We start from the raw sequence: 20,183 nt of genomic DNA, 5'->3' as shown, positions 1-20,183 counted from the left end.
ATGAGCAAGAACCGACTCAACATGTTGATCGCTGTGCTGGCGATGGTCGTCGTGGCGGCGGCCGGCTTCTTCCTGGGCGTGCAGCCGCAGCTCGCACAGGCTGCGTCGAACCGTGCACAGCAGACCACGGTGGAGGCCACGAACAGCACCACCGCGAAGGAACTCGCGCGCCTCCGGGAACGGGCGAAGTCGCTGCCCGAGATGCAGTCGGAGCTCACCGGTCTGGAAGCGTCGGTGCCGTCGAGCGCGAGCATGTCGAGGTTCTACAGCGAGATCGACGGGATCGCCTCGACGTCCGGCGTCACGGTGTCCGCGATCACGACGTCGGACGCCATCGCCTACGCCCCGCCTGCGTCGACCACGACCGACACGGCGACCGATGCGGCGTCCCCTGCCGCGACCGCGTCACCCGAGCCGACTGCGTCCGCCACGGCATCGGCTGCACCGACCGCTCCCGACGTGACCACGAACCCGGCGATCACCGGCTCGAACTTCTCGGTCATCCCGGTCTCGGTGTCCGTCGACGGTTCCTTCGAACAGGCGCTGTCGTTCGCGTCCGGTACCCGGGACGGTGCGCGGCTGTTCCTGATCGACTCGATCTCGTCCTCGACGTCGGACGGGTCGGCAGACGCCGCGGCGGCTTCCAAGACGACCTGGACCTTCGCCGGGTACGTGTACGTCCTCCGCGCCCCGTCGGACACCCCCGCAAAGGGCTGACCAGCACCCCGCCAACTGGGGGAGGAGCCGCCACGCCGAAGCCTCTTCCGTGGCGGCTCCCGCTGTGCGTACGATGCTCCCGATGCCGCGTTCTGCGGCTCGTCACACCCCCTCGAACGGTCGGCTCGGATCGGCCGTTCCTCGTCGTGCCCGGAGTCGCGCGTGTTGTCTGGAATCGTGGAATTCCTCGGATGGTTCGGAGCTGTAACCGTCCTTGCTGGTTACATCCTGTTCTCAACCGGCAAGCTCCCGAACGGCCCGGTCTACCAGCTGTTCAACCTCGTCGGCGGGCTCGCGGTGGCGGTCAACGTCGCCGCCCACCACGCCGTCCCCTCGACGATCGTGAACGGCATCTGGGCCGTCGTCGCAGTCGTCGTCCTGGTCCGCATGGCCAGGGCGCGTCGCACGGCGAAGCGGGCCGGCCTCGAGACGCACCACGAGCTCTCGACGGAGCCGGCGGCCACGACCGCGGTGCTGCCCGTGATCGGCCCCGCCGTCCGGCACCACGAGCCGGACGTGACCGACACGGCGGACGCACCCCCGAGCCTCCAGGCCGACGTGGCCGACGTGGCCGACGTGGCCGACGTGGCCGACGTGGCCGACGTGGCCGAGCCTGTCGAACAGGCGACCACCGCCCCCGCCGCCCCCATGACCGAGAGCGTCCCGGTCATCACCGCAGCGATCGCCATCGCCCTCGTGAACGCCGCGCAAGAGCAGCGCCGCGCCGAGCGCAACGAACGGGACGACCGCGAGCAGCAGGACCAGCCCGCGAGCTGACCGCACCGAACCACGCAACGCACACCGCACCCGACCCGCCACACCAGCCACGGCACCCGTCACCGGCGCTACCATCGGTCCATGTCCCGGTGGTTGGTGGCGACGATGACGTCGATCCTCTTCATCGCGCTCGTCATCGCCGTGAGCGGGTTCGAGTCCCTCCTCGCCGACATCGCGATCATCTCCCAGACCGACGCGACGCCGTACCTCGGCCCGGCGATGGTCCTCGGCGGCGCGGTGGTGGTGTTCCTCGCGACGGCGTTCGGCATCCCGGACGGCAACCCCGGCGTCACGGGCCTGGTCGCAGCCGCGACGAGCTACCTCGTGATGCTCGGCGTCGGGTCGGTCGGCTACGCGCTGATCCGCCAGGACGTCACCGAGCTCCTGGTGTTCCCGGCGGGCTACGCCCTCGGCCCGTTCGTGGTCGGCTCGGTCGTGATCGCGCTGCTGTGCGTGATCGGCGGGATCGCGATGGCCAGGCACCAGACCAAGCAGTCGAACTGACGGCGGTCGCCGGTAGGATATCGGTGCCGCCGGAACAGCGCGGCAGCGAGACCACGGGGGACCGATGAGCACGGACGACACCGCACCGCAGGACGGATGGGGATCCGTCCCACGGGTCGCGGACATCAGCGGCACGCGCGAAGCGTCGGCGCCGACGGGTGCTGCAGCAGCGCCGGCACCGCGGCCGCGCAAGCGGATGCGCCGCGGGGCACTCATCGGCATCATCGCGGGCGGAGCGGCCGTGGTGCTGCTGGCCGTCGCGGGCGGGGTCGGCTACTCGGTCGGCTCGAACAGCCACGCACCGGAACGCCAGGTCGAGGCGTTCCTCGACCACCTCCGGTCCGGCAAGGTCGACGCGGCCCTGACCGACGCCGGCATCGAGCACGCGAAGGACGACGTCCTGTTGACCGACGCCGCGTACGCCAAGGCGAAGTCGCGCGTCACGGGGTACCGCATCGCCGCCACGAAGACCGACGGCGACACCGCGACGGTGGGCGCGTACCTGACGCAGAGCGGACGCCAGGTCGCCGCCACGTTCACCCTCGACAAGACCGGCACCGACTGGGGCGTGTTCCCGAAGTGGCAGCTCCAGGCCCCCGACCTCGGATCGGTGGACGTCGTCGTGCAGGCCCCGGCGGGCACCACGGTCGCGGTCGCCGGCCAGAAGGTGACCACGGACAAGACCGGCGGGCTCACCCTGCGTGCGCTCCCGGGTTCGTACGACGTCGCGGTCGACGGCGGCAAGTGGTTCACGGCCGACACCACGACGGCGGACGTCCGCGGGTTCGCCGCGGCGGAGTCGACGCCGGTCTCGATCACGACGACGCTCACCGACGACGGCAGAGCGGCTGCGACGGATGCCGTGAACGCCTGGGTGGACGGCTGCATCGCCTCGACGTCGACCACCCCGGACGGCTGCAGCTTCTACGCGTACGGCGAGAACCCGGCGAACACCTACACCGACCAGAAGTGGACGCTCGACGCCCGCCCGACCGTGCAGGTGGACGGCTGGCTCGCCGATGGCTGGATGGTCACCACGTCGTCGTACGGCTCGGCGACGTTCACGGCGAACTTCACGGGGCCGGCTGGCTCCGGCACGGCGACGGCCGGTCCGATCAACGTGAACGCCTCCGGCTACATCACGGGCTTCACCGACGCGGGTGCGACGTTCGAGTCGTCGATCGGCAACGGCTCGTCGGACACCGGCTCCTGATCGCTGGTGGTCGCCTCCGTCCCGGACGGGAGGCCCGACCCGCCTCCCCGACGGCAGCACGCCGGAGCGCGTGGCGGGCTCCAGGGCGCGCCCCGCGCCCGGCGCGACCGGCCGGCGGGCGTGCGTTCGCCGACGGCCGATTCCACGGGCCTCCAGGGTGACGCGCCCGGATTGATTTCGCGAGGGTACGCAGGTAGGCTCTTCCGGGTGTGCGCCCTCGGGCGCGCCCGAAAAGTTCGGCAGGTCGACGACCTGATCCGGACAGTCCGCCCCCAAACCACGTCCGCCTGACAGGCGGCCGTTCGCGTGGGCGAGGATGCCGACGGACCACGTCGGCCAGAGAACACGAGCGAAGAACCAGGAGAACAGTTGCCTACTATTCAGCAGCTGGTTCGCAAGGGTCGTACGCCCAAGGTCGTCAAGACCAAGGCACCGGCCCTCAAGGCGAACCCCCAGCAGCGTGGTGTGTGCACCCGCGTCTACACCACCACCCCGAAGAAGCCGAACTCGGCACTGCGCAAGGTCGCTCGTGTGAAGCTCTCGAACGGTACCGAGGTCACGGCCTACATCCCCGGTGAGGGCCACAACCTGCAGGAGCACTCGATGGTGCTCGTCCGCGGCGGTCGTGTGAAGGACCTCCCGGGTGTCCGCTACAAGATCATCCGTGGCGCACTGGACACCCAGGCCGTCAAGAACCGTAAGCAGGCGCGTAGCCGCTACGGCGCGAAGAAGGGTTGAGTTAGATGCCTCGTAAGGGTCCCGCCCCCAAGCGTCCCGTCGTCGCAGACCCCGTCTACGGCGCACCGATCGTCAGCCAGCTCGTCAACAAGATCCTCCTCGACGGCAAGAAGGGCCTCGCCGAGCGCATCGTCTACGACGCACTCGAAGGTGTCTCGTCGAAGAACGGCCAGGACGCCGTCGTCACGCTGAAGAAGGCGCTCGACAACGTCCGTCCGACCCTCGAGGTCCGTAGCCGCCGCGTCGGTGGCTCGACCTACCAGGTCCCGGTCGAGGTCAAGCCGCACCGTGCGAACACGCTGGCCCTGCGCTGGCTGACCTCGTACGCGAAGGCTCGCCGCGAGAAGACGATGACCGAGCGTCTCATGAACGAGATCCTCGACGCGTCGAACGGTCTCGGCGCCGCTGTCAAGCGTCGCGAGGACACCCACAAGATGGCCGAGTCGAACAAGGCCTTCGCGCACTACCGCTGGTAATCCCGGCGTACCTGGCTGATCGGTTCGGGCGCCGTCAGGGCAAGACCCACGGCGCCCGGCCGACCACCATCTCCTACAACTCTTCCGGAGGAACCCTGTGGCACAGGACGTGCTCACCGACCTGAACAAGGTCCGCAACATCGGCATCATGGCGCACATCGACGCCGGCAAGACCACGACCACCGAGCGCATCCTGTTCTACACGGGCATCACGCACAAGATCGGTGAGGTCCACGACGGCGCCGCCACGATGGACTGGATGGCGCAGGAGCAGGAACGCGGCATCACGATCACGTCGGCCGCGACGACCTGCTTCTGGGACAACAACCAGATCAACATCATCGACACCCCCGGTCACGTGGACTTCACGGTCGAGGTGGAGCGCTCGCTCCGCGTCCTCGACGGTGCTGTCGCCGTCTTCGACGGCAAGGAGGGCGTCGAGCCCCAGTCCGAGACCGTGTGGCGTCAGGCGGACAAGTACAACGTCCCGCGCATCTGCTTCGTCAACAAGATGGACAAGCTCGGTGCGGACTTCTACTTCACCGTCGACACGATCGTGAAGCGCCTCGGCGCCGAGCCCCTCGTGCTGCAGCTCCCGATCGGTGCGGAGTCCTCCTTCGAGGGCGTCGTCGACCTGGTCGAGATGCGTGCCCTCACCTGGCGCGGCGACGCCAAGGGTGACGTCCAGATGGGCGCCAAGTACGAGATCGAAGAGATCCCGGCCGACCTGGCCGACCGCGCCGCCGAGTACCGCGAGAAGCTCATCGAGCGCGTGGCCGAGGCGGACGACGAGCTCATGGAGCGCTACCTCGAGGGCGACACCGACTTCTCGGTGGCCGAGATCAAGGCTGCGATCCGCAAGCTCACCGTCAACAGCGAGCTCTACCCGGTGCTCTGCGGTTCTGCGTTCAAGAACCGTGGCGTCCAGCCGATGCTCGACGCGGTCATCGACTACCTGCCGTCGCCGCTCGACGTCCCGCCGATGATCGGCCACGACGTCAAGGACGAGGAGAAGGAGATCATCCGCAAGCCGGATGCCTCCGAGCCCTTCTCGGCGCTCGCGTTCAAGGTCGCGGTGCACCCGTTCTTCGGTCGCCTCACCTACGTCCGCGTGTACTCCGGCCACATCGAGTCCGGTGCACAGGTCATCAACTCGACCAAGGGCAAGAAGGAGCGCATCGGCAAGATCTTCCAGATGCACTCCAACAAGGAGAACCCGGTCGACGCGGTCACCGCCGGTCACATCTACGCGGTCATCGGCCTGAAGGACACCACCACCGGTGACACCCTGTGCGATCCGCAGGACCAGGTCGTCCTCGAGTCGATGACCTTCCCGGAGCCCGTCATCGAGGTGGCGATCGAGCCGAAGACCAAGGCGGACCAGGAGAAGCTCTCCACGGCCATCCAGAAGCTCGCCGAAGAGGACCCGACGTTCCGCGTCGAGCTCAACGCCGAGACCGGTCAGACGACGATCAAGGGCATGGGCGAGCTCCACCTCGACATCCTGGTCGACCGCATGAAGCGCGAGTTCAAGGTCGAGGCGAACGTCGGCAAGCCCCAGGTGGCCTACCGCGAGACCCTCACCAAGACCGTCGAGCGCTACGACTACACCCACAAGAAGCAGACCGGTGGTTCCGGTCAGTTCGCCAAGGTGCAGATCGCGCTCGAGCCGATGGAGGTCACGGCGGAGAAGGTCTACGAGTTCGAGAACGCCGTCACCGGTGGTCGCGTGCCTCGTGAGTACATCCCGTCGGTCGACGCCGGTATCCAGGACGCCATGCAGGTCGGTATCCTCGCCGGGTACCCGACCGTCGGTGTGAAGGCCATCCTCAAGGACGGCCAGGCGCACGACGTCGACTCGTCCGAGATGGCGTTCAAGATCGCCGGCTCGATGGCCTACAAGGAAGCGGCTCGTAAGGCCGGTCCGGTCATCCTCGAGCCGATCATGGCCGTCGAGGTCCGTACGCCCGAGGAGTACATGGGCGACGTCATCGGTGACCTGAGCTCGCGTCGTGGCAACATCGCCGCGATGGAGGACGCTTCCGGCGTCAAGGTGGTCCGCGCGAGCGTGCCGCTGTCCGAGATGTTCGGCTACGTCGGGGACCTTCGTTCGAAGACCTCCGGTCGTGCCGTCTACTCGATGACGTTCGAGACCTACAACCAGGTCCCGTCCAACGTCGCCGAGGAGATCGTCGCGAAGTCCAAGGGGGAGTGACGCTCTTCCGAGCGTGCTCTCCACAGGCGGGGGCGCCCGGCGACGGGCCCCTCGCCACCAAGTAAAGTAAAGACACACACACCGCGTGCCAACGGTTCGGCATCCCTGACAGGGGTGCTCCCGGGGGTCTCGCATCCGAGTCCTGAGGAGGACCCACAGTGGCCAAGGCCAAGTTCGAGCGCACCAAGCCGCACGTCAACATCGGAACCATCGGTCACGTCGACCACGGCAAGACCACGCTCACGGCGGCGATCACCAAGGTTCTGCACGACCAGTACCCGGACCTCAACGAGGCCCGTGACTTCGCTCAGATCGACAACGCTCCCGAAGAGCGCCAGCGCGGCATCACGATCAACATCTCCCACGTCGAGTACCAGACCGACAAGCGCCACTACGCGCACGTCGACGCTCCTGGTCACGCCGACTACGTGAAGAACATGATCACCGGTGCGGCCCAGATGGACGGCGCGATCCTCGTGGTCGCCGCCACCGACGGTCCCATGCCCCAGACGCGTGAGCACGTGCTGCTCGCTCGCCAGGTCGGCGTGCCGTACATCGTCGTCGCGCTGAACAAGTCCGACATGGTCGACGACGAGGAGATCCTGGAGCTCGTCGAGCTCGAGGTCCGTGAGCTCCTCGGCTCGCAGGAGTTCGACGAGGACGCACCCGTCGTGCAGGTCTCGGCGCTCAAGGCGCTCGAGGGCGACGAGAAGTGGGTCAAGTCCGTCCAGGACCTCATGGCCCAGGTCGACGAGCACGTGCCGGACCCGGTGCGCGCCACCGACCAGCCCTTCCTCATGCCGATCGAGGACGTCTTCACGATCACCGGTCGTGGCACCGTCGTCACCGGTCGCGTCGAGCGCGGCGAGCTGGACCTCAACTCCGAGGTCGAGATCGTCGGCATCAAGCCGACCCAGAAGACCACGGTCACGGGCATCGAGATGTTCCGCAAGCTGCTCGACAAGGCAGTCGCCGGTGACAACACCGGTCTGCTCATCCGTGGCCTCAAGCGTGAGGACGTGGAGCGCGGCCAGGTCGTCGTGAAGCCGGGTTCGGTCACGCCGCACACCGAGTTCACCGCGAACGCGTACATCCTGAACAAGGAAGAGGGCGGTCGTCACAACCCGTTCTACGCGAACTACCGTCCGCAGTTCTACTTCCGCACCACGGACGTCACCGGCGTCATCACGCTGCCCGAGGGCACCGAGATGGTCATGCCCGGCGACACCGTCGCGATGACGGTCGAGCTGATCCAGCCGATCGCCATGGAAGAGGGCCTCCGCTTCGCCATCCGTGAGGGTGGTCGTACGGTCGGCGCCGGCACGGTCGAGAAGATCATCAAGTAACTTCTGGTTCCTTGCGTCAGCGGGGTCGGACCTTCGGGTCCGGCCCCGCTTTCGTCGTTGCCGGGACGGTGCTGCGTGCTGCGGACAGATCGCGCACGGTCGGGCAACATGTCTCGCAAGCGGCCGGACCACCCGGCCATCGGATGGCCGGGACCCCGGCCGACAGGGAGGCACCATGGCCGGCTTCGACGACATCCAGAAGAACGTCTCCGCGAAGGCGCAGGAGGTCACCGACAAGGCGAAGGCCTTCGTCGACGAGAACAAGGACAAGATCGAGGAGGCCGTCAAGAGCGAGAAGGTGGAAGAGGTCTCGGACAAGATCATCCACGGGCTCGCGGACGGCCTGAAGAAGGTCACCGGCGGGAAGTTCGACGACAAGATCGACGACGCCGCCGCGAACGTCGACAAGCACGTCGGCAACGAGTAGCCCCGCGCCGACTCCTGCGACCCCGCGCCCGTCCGGCTCTCGCCGGGCGGGTGTTCGCGTCCCTCGGACGGCCGACAACGGTGTACCCCGATCTGGGTGCATCGGTCCGTCGGCGTGCTCGATACCGTGGAATGGCGGGACCGCCCTGGGTCCCGCGGTGACCCGAACACCCCCGCAACGCTGTTCGACCCTGCCCGGTCGACGGCGCGGTCTGCTGTGCCTCGCGTCATCCGAAGACGACTCGAGAGCACTCTCCGATGCGACTGTCCCTCTTGCCCGCACGCCCCCGATCCGTGGCGATGGCGGTGGTGATCGCCCTGGTGACCGGGCTCCTCGCGGTGTTCGCGATCGCGCAGCCCGCATCGGCGGCCTCGACGGTCACCGTGACCGCGAAGGCCGACGACTCGGTCCTGAGTGGGGCGCCGGCGACGGTGACGCTCACGGCGAAGAACACCGCCGACGCCTCCGGGGGGACGGACCTCTACAACCTCGGGTACTCGTACACGCTGCCGGCCGGCGTGACCTACGTCGCGGGCAAGGCGACGGCGGACGGCACGGCGCTGCCGGATCCCACCACGACGACCCTCGCCGACGGCGGCACGCTCCTCGTCTTCTCGAACGTGTCCGACCTGGTCTCGGGCGACCAGAAGTCGATCGCGTTCCAGGTCACCGCGTCCGACACGGTCTTCCCGGTGGGCACGTCGTTCACCGGCACGGCGCAGATCGCCGTGAACAGCGACGCACGCAACATCCCGACGTTCGACGCCACCGGGGCTCCGGCGACGAACACGTCGAACTCGGCGACGGCGACCTCGAACGCGACGTCGATCTCCGCGATCCGCATCACGAAGGCGGAGGGCAGCCCCGAGAACGAACTCGTCCGCGGCGTCCACGACCACGCGACGGTGTACACGCTCACCGTGCAGAACACCGCGACGGCTCCGAGCACGGACGTCACGGTGACGGACCTCCTGCCGGCGGGGCTGGAGTTCCTCGGCTGCGGCGCGGTCGACAACACGACCTCGGGGCCCGAGTACGAGGGTGCGCCGTCGCTGCAGTCCGCCACGGCGGCCGGCGCCACGGGCGAGTGGGACCAGAGCGCCTGCCTGACGCCGCAGAGCGTGACCACGGTGGACGACGTCGCGGGACAGAACGGCAAGGTCTTCACGAAGGTCGTCTGGTCGATCCCGACGTTGACGAACACCCCGGTCACCATCAAGTACCTCGCCGCGGTGCCGCTGTTCGAGAACACCATGTCGTTCAGCGGGCAGGGCACGGGCAAGCCCGCCGGGGCCGTGTCGGCACCGGCCGCCACCGACCTGCACGACGAGGCGAACCTCGACAACAACAACGGCCCCTCGACCCGTCAGGACACCGCAGACACCACGTCGAACGGCCGCGGGCAGGAGAACACCGTCGTCGCCGCCGGGACCTACACGGGGAGGGTCGGCGGGACGGCGACCTCGGCACAGTCCGCGAGCGCCGCACTCACCGTCGAGGCGATGGACCTCGCCGTGGCGAAGTCGGTCACCACGCCGGCCGATGGCTCCTTCGCGGCCGGCAAGTTCGCGACCTACTCGCTGGACGTGCGGGCGAGCGAGTACGAGTCGTCGGCGGGCATCACGTTCACCGACACGCTCGGCGACGGACTCTGCCCCGCGTTCCCGACTGGTACGCCCACCACGGGGACCTTCCCCGCGGACTGCACGCTCTCGATGAACGCGTCGCTGAACCAGCAGATGACGAACGCCACGGTCGACCGTGTCGCGTACGACGCGGCCACGGGCAAGTTCACGATCTCGTTCCACATCGCGGACATGGCGGCAGACGGCGTGACGACCGTCCGCTACCAGGCGCTCATGCGGACCGCCTACTCGGTCACGGGCTCCGGCGGGCCGACGTCCGCCGGTGACTCGTTCGACAACACGGTCGCGATGACGGGCACCTCCACCGGTGTCCACGGCGACAGCGGCGCCACGAAGGTGGTCGACGACTCCCGTGCGTCCATCACGTCGAAGGCGCCGGTGATCTCGAAGTCCGTCCTGCCGCGGAGCGCGAGCGACGGCGTGACGAGCTCCGCCGACTGCACCGCCGACGGCCGGCCCGGCTCCTACGTGACGGCCACCCCGAGCGACGCCTTCCAGCTCGGGGACCTGGTCTGCTTCAAGCTGCAGGTGGACTTCCCCGCCGGCGTGCAGAGCCGCAACGCGACGATCACCGACATGCTCCCCGTGCACACCACGGCCGGCAGCAGCTGGGCCGAGGACACCGACTGGTCCTACGGGACGGAGAGCACGGTCCCGGAGTCGGACGTCGCCCTGAAGTCCTCGTCGTCGACGATGGGCGCGTTCGCGATCGGGCACACGGTCTCCGGCGCGAGCGGCACGTACGTGGACGGTGACACCGACGGTGCACGGGTCGTGCTCTACGTCGCCGCGCGCATCACCTCGCAGGGCTCGAGCGCGACGACGGTCGACCTCGCCGACAACCTCATGAAGGTCGCCCAGCAGAACACCGCCGGCGCCGTGACGAGTCTCCGCACCTCGGTCGGCTACGCCGTGGCCGGGACGCCCACCGCGACCCTCGCGAAGGACATCGTCGATGCCAGCGGTGCGGTCACGAACCCGTCGACGACGACCGAGGGCGCGACGCTGCACTACCGCCTGACCGTCGGCAACGAGCCAGCGACGGGCACCAGCGCGGCCATCGGCGACGTCACCGTGTGGGACGCGCTCCCCGCCGGCGTCGAGTGTGCTGCCGTCGCGGCGATCTCGAATGACGGAGTCTGCGGTCCGGCTCCGACCGGCGCCGCGTCGCAGTACGCGTCCTCGCGCTACCTCCGCTGGACGATCCCCTCGATCGACGCCGCTGCCACGACGGCGCTGACGTACGACCTGACCGTGCCGACCCCGGGGTACGTCGGCACGGCGTACGCCAACACGGCATCGGTCACGAGCTTCACGACCACGACGAACGCGGACACGACGACCACCTGGATCCCGGCGAAGACCGCTGGGAGCACCTTCACCGCGACGCCGGGGGCAGGGCAGGGGACTGCGCCGAACGCCGATGCCTCGCGAGCCGTGTCGATCCCGGCCGTGGCGGTCGAGAAGCGCGGCAGCGCGGTCGCCGACTCCGCGACGAACCTCTCCGGTGACACCGCGGCACCCGGCCAGGGCGTGACGTACACCTACTCCGCCACCGTCCCGGCGCACACGAGCGTCGGCAACGGCGCGCTCAGCGACCCGTTGCCGACCGGCGTCTCGACGACGTCCGCGAGCAGCTGGACCCTGACCTTCCCGGACGGCAGCACGATCACCGTGCCGGCTTCGGCGCAGTCGACCGACGTCGACGGGACCTACGCCGGACAGACCTTCACGCTGACCGGGACGGGGAACACGCTCGGTGCCGGTGCCGTCGTCTTCCCCACGACCTTCGACAACGCCGGGGACTCGACCGCGATCTTCTCCGTGACCGCGTCCGGGCTCGTGGTGACGAAGGGCGTCGGGAAGTACGACGCGTCCGGTACCGCCCCCGGCACGGTCACGAACACGGCGACGTTCTCGTCGAAGCCGGCCGACGGTACCCCGTCGACGAGCACCGCCGCGAAGACGATCGCGGTCCAGCCCCCACAGGTCGGCATCACGAAGACCAACAACCTGGGCGGCCGGACCGTCGCCGGTCGGGACACCGTGACGTGGACGCTGACGGCGAAGAACACCGCGTCCACCGCGGACGCGCGGTCGACCGTGATCGCGGACTGCTTCCCCGACGACCTCACCCTCACGAGCAGCTCACGTGCCGAGAGCACGCCGACGGGCGCGCAGCGGAGTGCACTGGGCTCCTGTCCGACCGGCACCACGCTGCACACCTGGTCGGTGGGCACCCTGGCCGCCGGCGCCTCCGCGACGATCACCGTCACCGCGACGGTGGGGACGGCCGCCCCCGCCGGACGGCAGTACGTGAACACCGCCAGGGTCCTCGCGTCCAGCCTCGACACCGACTACGCCACGGCGAACACGTCGTTCGTGCAGGTCGCGACCACGACGAACACCGTGACCGTGTCCGGACCGTCCATCGCGAAGACGCTCACCGCGCCGACGTGGAACGCCATCACCGGGGCCGGCACGGGCACCGCGACGACGAACCCCGCGAACAAGAACGCGCTCCCGATCCGCGCGGGCGACACCGCGACCTACCGCATCACCGCGACCGTCCCGGCGAACGTCGCGATGTACGACGGCCGGATCACGGACACCCTGCCGAAGGGCATGACGGCGGTCGGGACCCCGACCGCGACCGCGAGCGACTCCTCGGTCACGGTCACCCCATCGGTCGCCTCCGGGACCGTCACGGTGCGGATCTCCGACATCGCGTCGGGGCTCGGCGCACCGCTGACGATCACGGTCGACGTCCCGGTGCGGGTCGGTGCCGGTCAGTCGTCCGGCACGGCGTACTCGAACACGGCGAAGCTCGCCTACGACCGGACGGCGAAGGGCGCCGAGCCGACCGACGCATCGACGACGTCGAACCAGGCGAACGCGACCGCGGTGACCCCGTCGCTCGCGATCGCGAAGTCGGCGACGGTGGCCGGGCAGACGACGACCACCGCGAAGGCCGAGCCGGGCCAGGACATCACCTACGCGGTGACGGTCTCGAGCTCCGGTTCGCCCGCGTACGGCACGAGCGTCACCGACTGCGTGCCGGACGGCATCGTGGTCGACCCCGCACGGATCTCCGGCGGCGGCACGCTCAGTACCGACGCGAAGTGCGGCGGCGGCGTCATCACCTGGCCGAGCACGACCTTCGGCACCGGTTCCGCGACCACGTACACGTACCACGCCGTGCTCGCCGAGGACGCGGAGCTGACCGGTGACGCCCTCGTGAACACCGCCTCGACGGGCACGTACACCTCGCTCCCGGACGGTGACGGCGGCTCGTACGGCCCCACCACCGCGAGCGCGTCGGTGACCCCGTCGTTCCCGTCCGTCGCCGTGGCGAAGTCGAACGACACCGCCGGCGGGCTGTCCTACCTCGGCGTCCCGTCCGACTTCACGGTGACGTTCACGAACACCGGCAGTGCCGCGACCTCCGTCGCCGCGCGAGACGTCCTGCCCGACGGGTGGACCTACGACGCCGGCAGCTCGACGACCGCCAGGAACGGAGGCGCCAGCACGGCAGCTCCCGACCCGTCGGTGGCCGGGACCACGCTCACCTGGGCGGACCTCGGGGCACTCGGGACGAACGAGACCCTTACGCTGCACTACCGCGCGACCCCCACGACGGCCGCCGCGACCGCGGCGGGCACGGCGACGAAGCACACGAACCACGTCACCGCGACGATCACGGACGCCTCCGGCGGCACCGGGTACGACGGCGGCGCCGGCTCGTTCACCACCTACCCGAAGCAGCAGGACGGCACGAAGGGGACCGACGCGACCGCGACCGCCTCGATCGCCGCGGCCGACCTGTCGATCGCCAAGAAGGCGACGACCGCGGACGTCGTGGCCGGCGCGACCACGGCGAAGGCCTGGACGATCGTGGTCACGAACACCGGCGGGGACGCCGCACACGGCACGACGGTGGTGGACACCGTCGCCGGGCTCCCGGACGGTGCGACCCTGCGGTTCTCCGGGTCGGGCTGGACGTGCACGACGACCGGCACGGACGAGCAGACCTGCGTCAACGGCGCCGTGGTCGCGTCGGGCTCGGCGTTCCCGGAGCTCGACGTCGCACTGACGCTGCCCGCCGACGCCCCGCTCACGGCGATCCGCAACAGCGCAACGATCCACCAGGGGACCGGCCAGACCTTCGACCCGAACGACGCGAACGACTCGGACTCGGCGAGCACCACCCCGGTCGCGATCGCGGACCTCGCCATCACGAAGACCGCAGCAGCCGACCGGTTCACCGCCGGCGGCACCGCGTCGTGGACCCTCTCGGTGCAGAACGTCCGTGACCCGGCCGAGCAGAGCGTGTCCGACGCCCGCGGCACCGTCACCGTGACCGACACGCTGCCGAGCACCGTGCGGCTCGAGCAGGTGACCGTCGCGGACGACAGCGGGTGGACGTGCGACACCGACGGCAACACCCTGACCTGCACCCGTGACGGCCTGGCGAACGGGACGACCGCACCGCCGATCACCGTCGCGGCGACGGTGCGGCCGGACACGACGGCGTCGCAGACGATCGCGAACACCGCCCGCGTCGCCGTCGACCCGTCGACGACCGACCCGAAGGCGTCGAACGACGTCAGCAACACGAGCACCCCGGTCGACGACACCACCTCGCTGACGATCGCGAAGGCGTTCTCCAGCGACCGCCTCGTGGCGGGCGAGCCGGCGGACTGGACCATCACGGTCCGGAACACCGGCACGGCCGACGCGCGGAAGGTCGTCGTGACCGACGCGCTCGAGTCGGGGACGAGCCTCCAGGGCGGGTCCCAGACCGACGGCGACTGGACGTGCACGTCCGACGACACGGTCTCCTGCGTGCTCGACGGCACCCTGCGTGCCGGGACGACGTCGTCGTTCACCATCACGGTGACGACGCCTGCCGGCCTCTCCGGCACCCTCGCGAACACGGCCGTGGTGCGCTCGGACAACGCGGCCACGCAGACCGCGAGCACCTCGAGCGCCGCGACGCAGACGGTCGGACTGCGGGTCACCAAGACCGCGGACGTCCAGTCGGTCGACGCCGGTGAGGACGTCACCTACACGATCCAGGTCGCGAACCCGGACGGGCCGTCCGACCTGCCGGCGGGCGACGCGACCACCCCGAGCGTCCGCGTGCAGGACACGCTGCCGGTCGGTGTCGAGTACGTCGGGCTGACCGACGGGACCGCCGCGCACTGGACCGTGGAGTCGAACGTCGACGGCGTCCTGACCCTCGTGAGCACCGACGGCATCGCCGCTGGTACCACCGACCCGGACACCATCGGCGTCGTGGTGCACGTCCCCGCCTCGTTCCGCGGCTCGTCCATCGTGAACACCGCCACCGCCGCGCCGGTCACCGCGAAGGGGGAGACCGCGCACGACGACGCGACCGTCGACGTCACCACCTCCGCGGATCTGTCGATCACGAAGACCAGGACCAGCGCGGCCACGGCCGACGCCGGTACGGACGTGACGTACGACGTGACCGTGACGAACGCCGGCCCCTCGGACGCCCAGCGCGTCACGTGGACCGACTCGGCTCCGGCCGGGATGACCGTGACCGCGGTCAGCACGGACGACGACGGGTGGCAACAGGGCGCCGACCCGACCTCCTGGTCCACCGACACGCTCGCATCCGGTGCGTCCGCCACGTTCCACGTGACGGCGGCGATCGCCTCGGGGACGCCCGCCGGCGCACTCAGGAACACGGCGACGGTCTCGTCGGGGACGGACGACCCCGACCCCGCGGACGACACCGCGGTGGCCGACGTCGACGTGACCACGCACGCCGCGCTGACGCTGTCGAAGACCCCGGTCGACCGGACCGGGTCGACGGACCGTTCCACGACGACCACCGCCGGCGCCCAGCAGGTCTGGTACCTGCAGGTGCGCAACGAGGGACCGTCCGACGAGCAGCCGGACACCGTCGTCACCGACCAGCTGCCGGAGGGCATGCGGTTCGTGGCCGCGGAGTCCGACGGCGCGGTCTGGACGTGTGACGGCACCACGGACACCACCGTCGTGACGTGCACGCTAGGGTCGACCGTCCTGGCGGGTACCGACGCGCCGGGACTCTGGCTGACCACGGCGATCGCGTCTGGCTACACGGCCGGTGCGATCGAGAACCGCGCGGCGATCACCGCGCAGGGCACGCCGGAGCCGATCGGGACGAACGGTGGGACCGCGGTGGCCCCGCTGCCCGTCGCCGCCGTGGCGAACGTGCAGATCAGCATCGGGCACAGCGGGAAGGCCGTGATCGGGAAGGACCTGCCCGAGACGGTGCAGGTCCGGAACGCCGGACTCTCCGACGCGGCGGCCGTCACCGCGACCTACACGTTGCCGAAGGGCCTGACGTACGTCTCGACCGAGGCGGATCCGGCCTGGACGGTCACCGGGGTCGTCACGAACGCCGACGGCAGCACGACGGTGTCGTTCGCGCTGAGCGGCACGCTGCCGGCCGGCTCGCTGGCGCCGGCGATCACGGTGCACCAGACGCCGACCGCTGCGGCGTACCCCGGCGTGACGCCGACGGCGACGGTCGCGACGACGACCACCGAGACGACGTTGGCGGACAACGCCGCCGACGACGAGCTCGCGGTCCAGCCGCTCTCGAGCCTCTCCGTGACGAAGACGCACACCGGCGAGCTGGTCCGGGGGAGCACGGTCGGGTACACGATCACGGTCAGGAACGCCGGGCCCACCGAGGACCCTGGCCCCGTCGTGGTCACCGACGCACTGCCGACGGGACTGTCCTTCGTGAGCGTCGACGACCGCGCCGCCACCTGCACGACGGGCTCGACGGTGTCCTGCACGCTCGACGAGCCGCTCGCGAGCGGTGACCGGCTCGCGATCCAGCTGACCGTCCGGGTCGCCACGGACGCCCCCGACCGCATCACCAACGTCGCGACCGTCCGGTCCGCGACGACGCAGGTGACCGGTACGGTCGCGACGGATCCGCTCCGCGCGAGCGACCCGGCTCCGGTCCGCGCCGACCCGCAGCCCCGTGCGCTCGCGTTCACCGGCGCGGCGGGCCTGGGGCTCGGTGGAGCGCTCGCGTTGCTCGCGCTCTCGGTCGGCCTGCTGCTGCTCCTGCTCCGCCGCCGACGCGACGCACGATGACCGAGCGGCGGGCGGCGACCGCCTGACGGACGGGAGGACCGGTGCACGCCCGCACCGGTCCTCCCGTCCGCCACCGGTCGCCACCACCCCGTCGGCCGGTGGGATCCGCCGGGCCGCGGTGCGCGATCCGTCGCTTCCTGCTGCCCCGCTGAGGCGGGTCGTGTTTGCTCGGAGGGGTGACACGCCTCCGCAGATCCGCGACCAACGGTCGTGGCTACCACCGCGTCCGCTCGGGCAAGGGCTTCTCGTACCGCGACCCCGACGGGCAGACCGTGACGGACCCCGGTGTCCGGCAGCGCCTCGAGGACCTCGTCGTGCCGCCGGCGTGGGAGGACGTCTGGATCTCGCCGTACGACAACGGCCACGTCCTCGCCACCGGCATCGACGCGGTCGGACGACGGCAGTACATGTACCACCCGTCCTGGCGCGAGCGGATGGACCGCATCAAGTACGACCGGGCGCTCGCCCTGGCGGAGTCGCTCCCGAGCGCACGCCGCGGTGTCACCCTCGACCTGCGACGCCCCGAGCCGGACCGGCGACGCGCGCTCGCTGCGGCGTTCCGGATGCTCGACCAGGGATCGCTGCGGGTGGGGTCGGAACGGTACGCGACCGAGCACGGCAGCCGTGGTCTCTCCACGTTGCTCTGCGCGCACGCGCACGTGTCCGGTGACGACATCGAGCTCTCCTTCCCCGGCAAGAGCGGGCAGGAGTGGTCCTCGTCCATCCACGACGCCGACCTGTCGAGCGTGATCGCCGGGATGAAGCGACGCGGACCCACCGCGCGGCTGCTGTCCTTCCGTCCGACCAGGGGAGCCGACTGGGAGCCGCTGTCGGCCGAGGACATCAACGCCTACGTCAAGGAGCGTGCAGGGGACGAGTTCACCGCGAAGGACTTCCGGACGCTGCACGGCACGGTAGCGGCGGCGATCGACTTGGCGGAGACCGGGCCGCAGTCCAGCGAGGCGAAGCGGAAGCGTGCGGTGTCGCACGCGGTCAAGGCGGCGAGCGAGGTCCTCGGCAACACCCCGACGGTGGCCAGGCAGAGCTACGTCGACCCCCGCCTGCTCGACGCGTACGAGCACGGCGAGACCATCGATCCGAAGCGCGAGCACGCCGCGGAGTCCGAGGTCCGGGCGCTGCTCTACCGCCAATGACCTGCATCGGTGCCGCGACGCGTCCGGGATGACGTACCGTTGACCCTCGTGCCGTCCCACCCCCACGCGGCACGGAAGGACCCACATCAGTCGTGACCGACGAGTGCATCCACGGATTCCCCACCGAACTCTGCGACATCTGCGCGCCTCGACAGCGCGAGGTGCCGGACGTCCCCAAGGCCCCTGCGCCGCGGCGCACCCGCGTCAGCACCTCGCTGCGGTCGACCCCCGGCGGTTCGCCCGCCCGTGCGAAGGCGACCGCGCTGCGCACGGCTGAGCCGGACATGCCGGCCGCCCGGGTCTTCGGCGCCCTGCGCGCACACCACGTGACCCACATCGACAACTTCGACGGGATCGTCGCGGACGGGGCGATCCTCGCGTCCGACGCCGTCACACCGTCGTACGACATCAGCGCCCCTGCTGCCCGCGCGGCCCGCGCGGCGGCGACCGCTCCCGACGGGTCGAGCGTCGCCAGCCACGTCCCGTTCTCGCTCTCGCCCGACGGCGCGCGCTGGGACGAGGTCCGTCGCGGGGCGCACGACACCGAGCGCTGGTCCGACGCCGCCCGGCACGCCCGTGGCGTCGACTACGTCGTGCTCGTCGTCCCCACCGCGGCCTTCGGTGCATCGGTGATCCTGGCGGACACGGACGCCGACGCCGAGGACGTCCGGTTCGCCGTCGGTCCGGAGGCAGCGGCGAACCTGCTGCGTCGCACGGACCTCACCGACCCGGAGATGCACGGCGTGGAGGTCCTCGCCGGGCCGAGCGTGCCGTTCTCCTCGGTCGCGGTCATCGGCGTGCCGAACGACCGTGCACGCCACGCCGTGAAGGACATCCTGTCCGAGCACGGCGGGCACGTCCCGCGCGTCGCGGTCTTCCCGCCGTGGTTCGTGCCGCCGGTCGTCCCCGACGAGGACTGACCCGAGCGCCCCGGCTGCCCATCGCGCCCCCTCACGAACACCGCACCCCGCCACCCCGGGGCGCGATGTCCGGGAGGGGGCGCGACGCATGTCGGCGGGGTCGGGGGCGGGGGCGCCCGAGGCGTCTCGGGACGTGCGCTGCGGGGCGGACGCGAGCCGGGCCTCCAGGGCGGTGGATCCGCGGCAGACCGGGGAAGTACGCTGGTCTCGACACGCCCGGGGAAACGCGACACGCCCGGGTTGCACGGAACCCCGGGCTATGGGAGACTTGTCCGGTTCCGAAATTCCGGGGGCGTTCGCGCCCCGAAGGATCACTGCACTGGCAGTGCACAACCCCCCTGTCCAGCAGGGCTGGGTTGGGCCGCAGGCAGCAGAACACATCGAAGCCCCACAACCTGACGGACACCCGTGTCCTTCAGCCGGGGTGGCGATACGTCCACGCGGGCCGTCGTGTGCAACACGGCATGACCGTCCGCGCGGTTGACAGGAGAACAGCGGTCATCCCCAGCGGATGCGTCCGGTGATTCACGCAAACAGCCAGGTCCGCACAGGGCGGAACCCGGCGGCGTCAGGCGGCCCGAGGGTGCGCGGCGCAGAGAGGACAGAGAACACATGGCGGGACAGAAGATCCGCATCCGGCTCAAGTCGTACGACCACGAGGTCATCGACACGTCGGCCCGGAAGATCGTCGACACGGTGACCCGTGCCGGTGCGACCGTGGTCGGCCCGGTGCCGCTCCCCACCGAGAAGAACGTGATCGCAGTGATCCGTTCTCCCCACAAGTACAAGGACTCGCGCGAGCACTTCGAGAAGCGCACGCACAAGCGGGTCATCGACATCGTCGACCCGACGCCGAAGGCCGTCGACTCGCTCATGCGTCTCGACCTCCCGGCCGACGTCAACATCGAGATCAAGCTGTAAG

General features: G+C 70.1%; 13 protein-coding genes. All 13 read left to right on the top strand.

The genetic code is table 11. From position 1 onward, the window contains the following. The 13 genes from AAEP80_RS01530 (at nt 1) to rpsJ (ending at nt 20,182) form a co-directional block, all read left to right on the top strand. Entirely contained in the window at nt 1-717 is a 717-nt protein-coding gene (locus AAEP80_RS01530) for a hypothetical protein (protein WP_420365679.1), read from the top strand. 177 nt (nt 718-894) lie between these two features. Continuing rightward, nucleotides 895-1,494: a CBU_0592 family membrane protein gene (locus tag AAEP80_RS01525; RefSeq protein WP_420365678.1), complete on the top strand. Its 600-nt coding sequence runs from the start codon at nt 895-897 to the stop codon at nt 1,492-1,494. A gap of 81 nt (nt 1,495-1,575) precedes the next feature. Continuing rightward, nucleotides 1,576-1,998 carry a DUF6121 family protein gene (locus AAEP80_RS01520; protein WP_402727260.1) on the top strand — a complete coding sequence of 141 codons (423 nt, stop codon included), beginning with the start codon at nt 1,576-1,578 and terminating at the stop codon, nt 1,996-1,998. A 64-nt stretch (nt 1,999-2,062) separates the two neighbouring features. Next, a complete protein-coding gene (locus AAEP80_RS01515; protein ID WP_420365677.1) occupies nt 2,063-3,211 on the top strand; it encodes a hypothetical protein in 1,149 nt (382 codons plus the stop codon). Between the two features lie 369 nt (nt 3,212-3,580). Further along, the gene (gene rpsL, locus AAEP80_RS01510) at nt 3,581-3,949 is read left to right on the top strand and encodes a 30S ribosomal protein S12 (protein ID WP_058728453.1); all 369 of its coding nucleotides are present in this window, start codon (nt 3,581-3,583) and stop codon (nt 3,947-3,949) included. A 5-nt stretch (nt 3,950-3,954) separates the two neighbouring features. After that, a complete protein-coding gene (gene rpsG, locus AAEP80_RS01505) occupies nt 3,955-4,425 on the top strand; it encodes a 30S ribosomal protein S7 (protein WP_144760634.1) in 471 nt (156 codons plus the stop codon). Nucleotides 4,426-4,522: 97 nt separating this feature from the next. Beyond that, nucleotides 4,523-6,640: an elongation factor G gene (gene fusA / locus AAEP80_RS01500; protein WP_281266018.1), complete on the top strand. Its 2,118-nt coding sequence runs from the start codon at nt 4,523-4,525 to the stop codon at nt 6,638-6,640. Nucleotides 6,641-6,798: 158 nt separating this feature from the next. Then, nucleotides 6,799-7,986 (top strand): elongation factor Tu, encoded by a 1,188-nt coding sequence (gene tuf / locus AAEP80_RS01495; protein ID WP_281266017.1) that lies wholly within the window; start codon nt 6,799-6,801, stop codon nt 7,984-7,986. Between the two features lie 175 nt (nt 7,987-8,161). After that, a complete protein-coding gene (locus AAEP80_RS01490; protein WP_402727258.1) occupies nt 8,162-8,413 on the top strand; it encodes an antitoxin in 252 nt (83 codons plus the stop codon). 257 nt (nt 8,414-8,670) lie between these two features. After that, on the top strand, nt 8,671-17,187 hold the full coding sequence (locus tag AAEP80_RS01485; protein ID WP_420365676.1) for an isopeptide-forming domain-containing fimbrial protein: 8,517 nt from the start codon (nt 8,671-8,673) through the stop codon (nt 17,185-17,187). Between the two features lie 176 nt (nt 17,188-17,363). Beyond that, the gene (locus tag AAEP80_RS01480; RefSeq protein WP_402727256.1) at nt 17,364-18,341 is read left to right on the top strand and encodes a DNA topoisomerase IB; all 978 of its coding nucleotides are present in this window, start codon (nt 17,364-17,366) and stop codon (nt 18,339-18,341) included. 92 nt (nt 18,342-18,433) lie between these two features. Further along, nucleotides 18,434-19,261, top strand: coding sequence for a DarT ssDNA thymidine ADP-ribosyltransferase family protein (locus AAEP80_RS01475; RefSeq protein WP_281266013.1), 828 nt, complete (start codon nt 18,434-18,436; stop codon nt 19,259-19,261). Nucleotides 19,262-19,873: 612 nt separating this feature from the next. Then, complete coding sequence (gene rpsJ, locus AAEP80_RS01470) at nt 19,874-20,182, top strand: 30S ribosomal protein S10 (RefSeq protein WP_017885534.1); 309 nt, start codon at nt 19,874-19,876, stop codon at nt 20,180-20,182. Nucleotide 20,183 lies beyond the last annotated feature (1 nt).

This window comes from Curtobacterium sp. L3-7, assembly GCF_048756585.1.
GTDB lineage: Bacteria > Actinomycetota > Actinomycetes > Actinomycetales > Microbacteriaceae > Curtobacterium.
This window is presented reverse-complemented; position numbering and strand designations above follow the sequence as displayed.

Excerpts from the sequence above, each read along its gene's own strand:
- rpsJ (WP_017885534.1), top strand. The coding sequence starts at position 19,874 with ATGGCGGGACAGAAGATCCGCATCCGGCTCAAGTCGTACGACCACGAG.
- AAEP80_RS01485 (WP_420365676.1), top strand. The coding sequence starts at position 8,671 with ATGCGACTGTCCCTCTTGCCCGCACGCCCCCGATCCGTGGCGATGGCG.
- AAEP80_RS01515 (WP_420365677.1), top strand. The coding sequence starts at position 2,063 with ATGAGCACGGACGACACCGCACCGCAGGACGGATGGGGATCCGTCCCA.
- rpsG (WP_144760634.1), top strand. The coding sequence starts at position 3,955 with ATGCCTCGTAAGGGTCCCGCCCCCAAGCGTCCCGTCGTCGCAGACCCC.
- AAEP80_RS01530 (WP_420365679.1), top strand. The coding sequence starts at position 1 with ATGAGCAAGAACCGACTCAACATGTTGATCGCTGTGCTGGCGATGGTC.
- AAEP80_RS01520 (WP_402727260.1), top strand. The coding sequence starts at position 1,576 with ATGTCCCGGTGGTTGGTGGCGACGATGACGTCGATCCTCTTCATCGCG.
- AAEP80_RS01490 (WP_402727258.1), top strand. The coding sequence starts at position 8,162 with ATGGCCGGCTTCGACGACATCCAGAAGAACGTCTCCGCGAAGGCGCAG.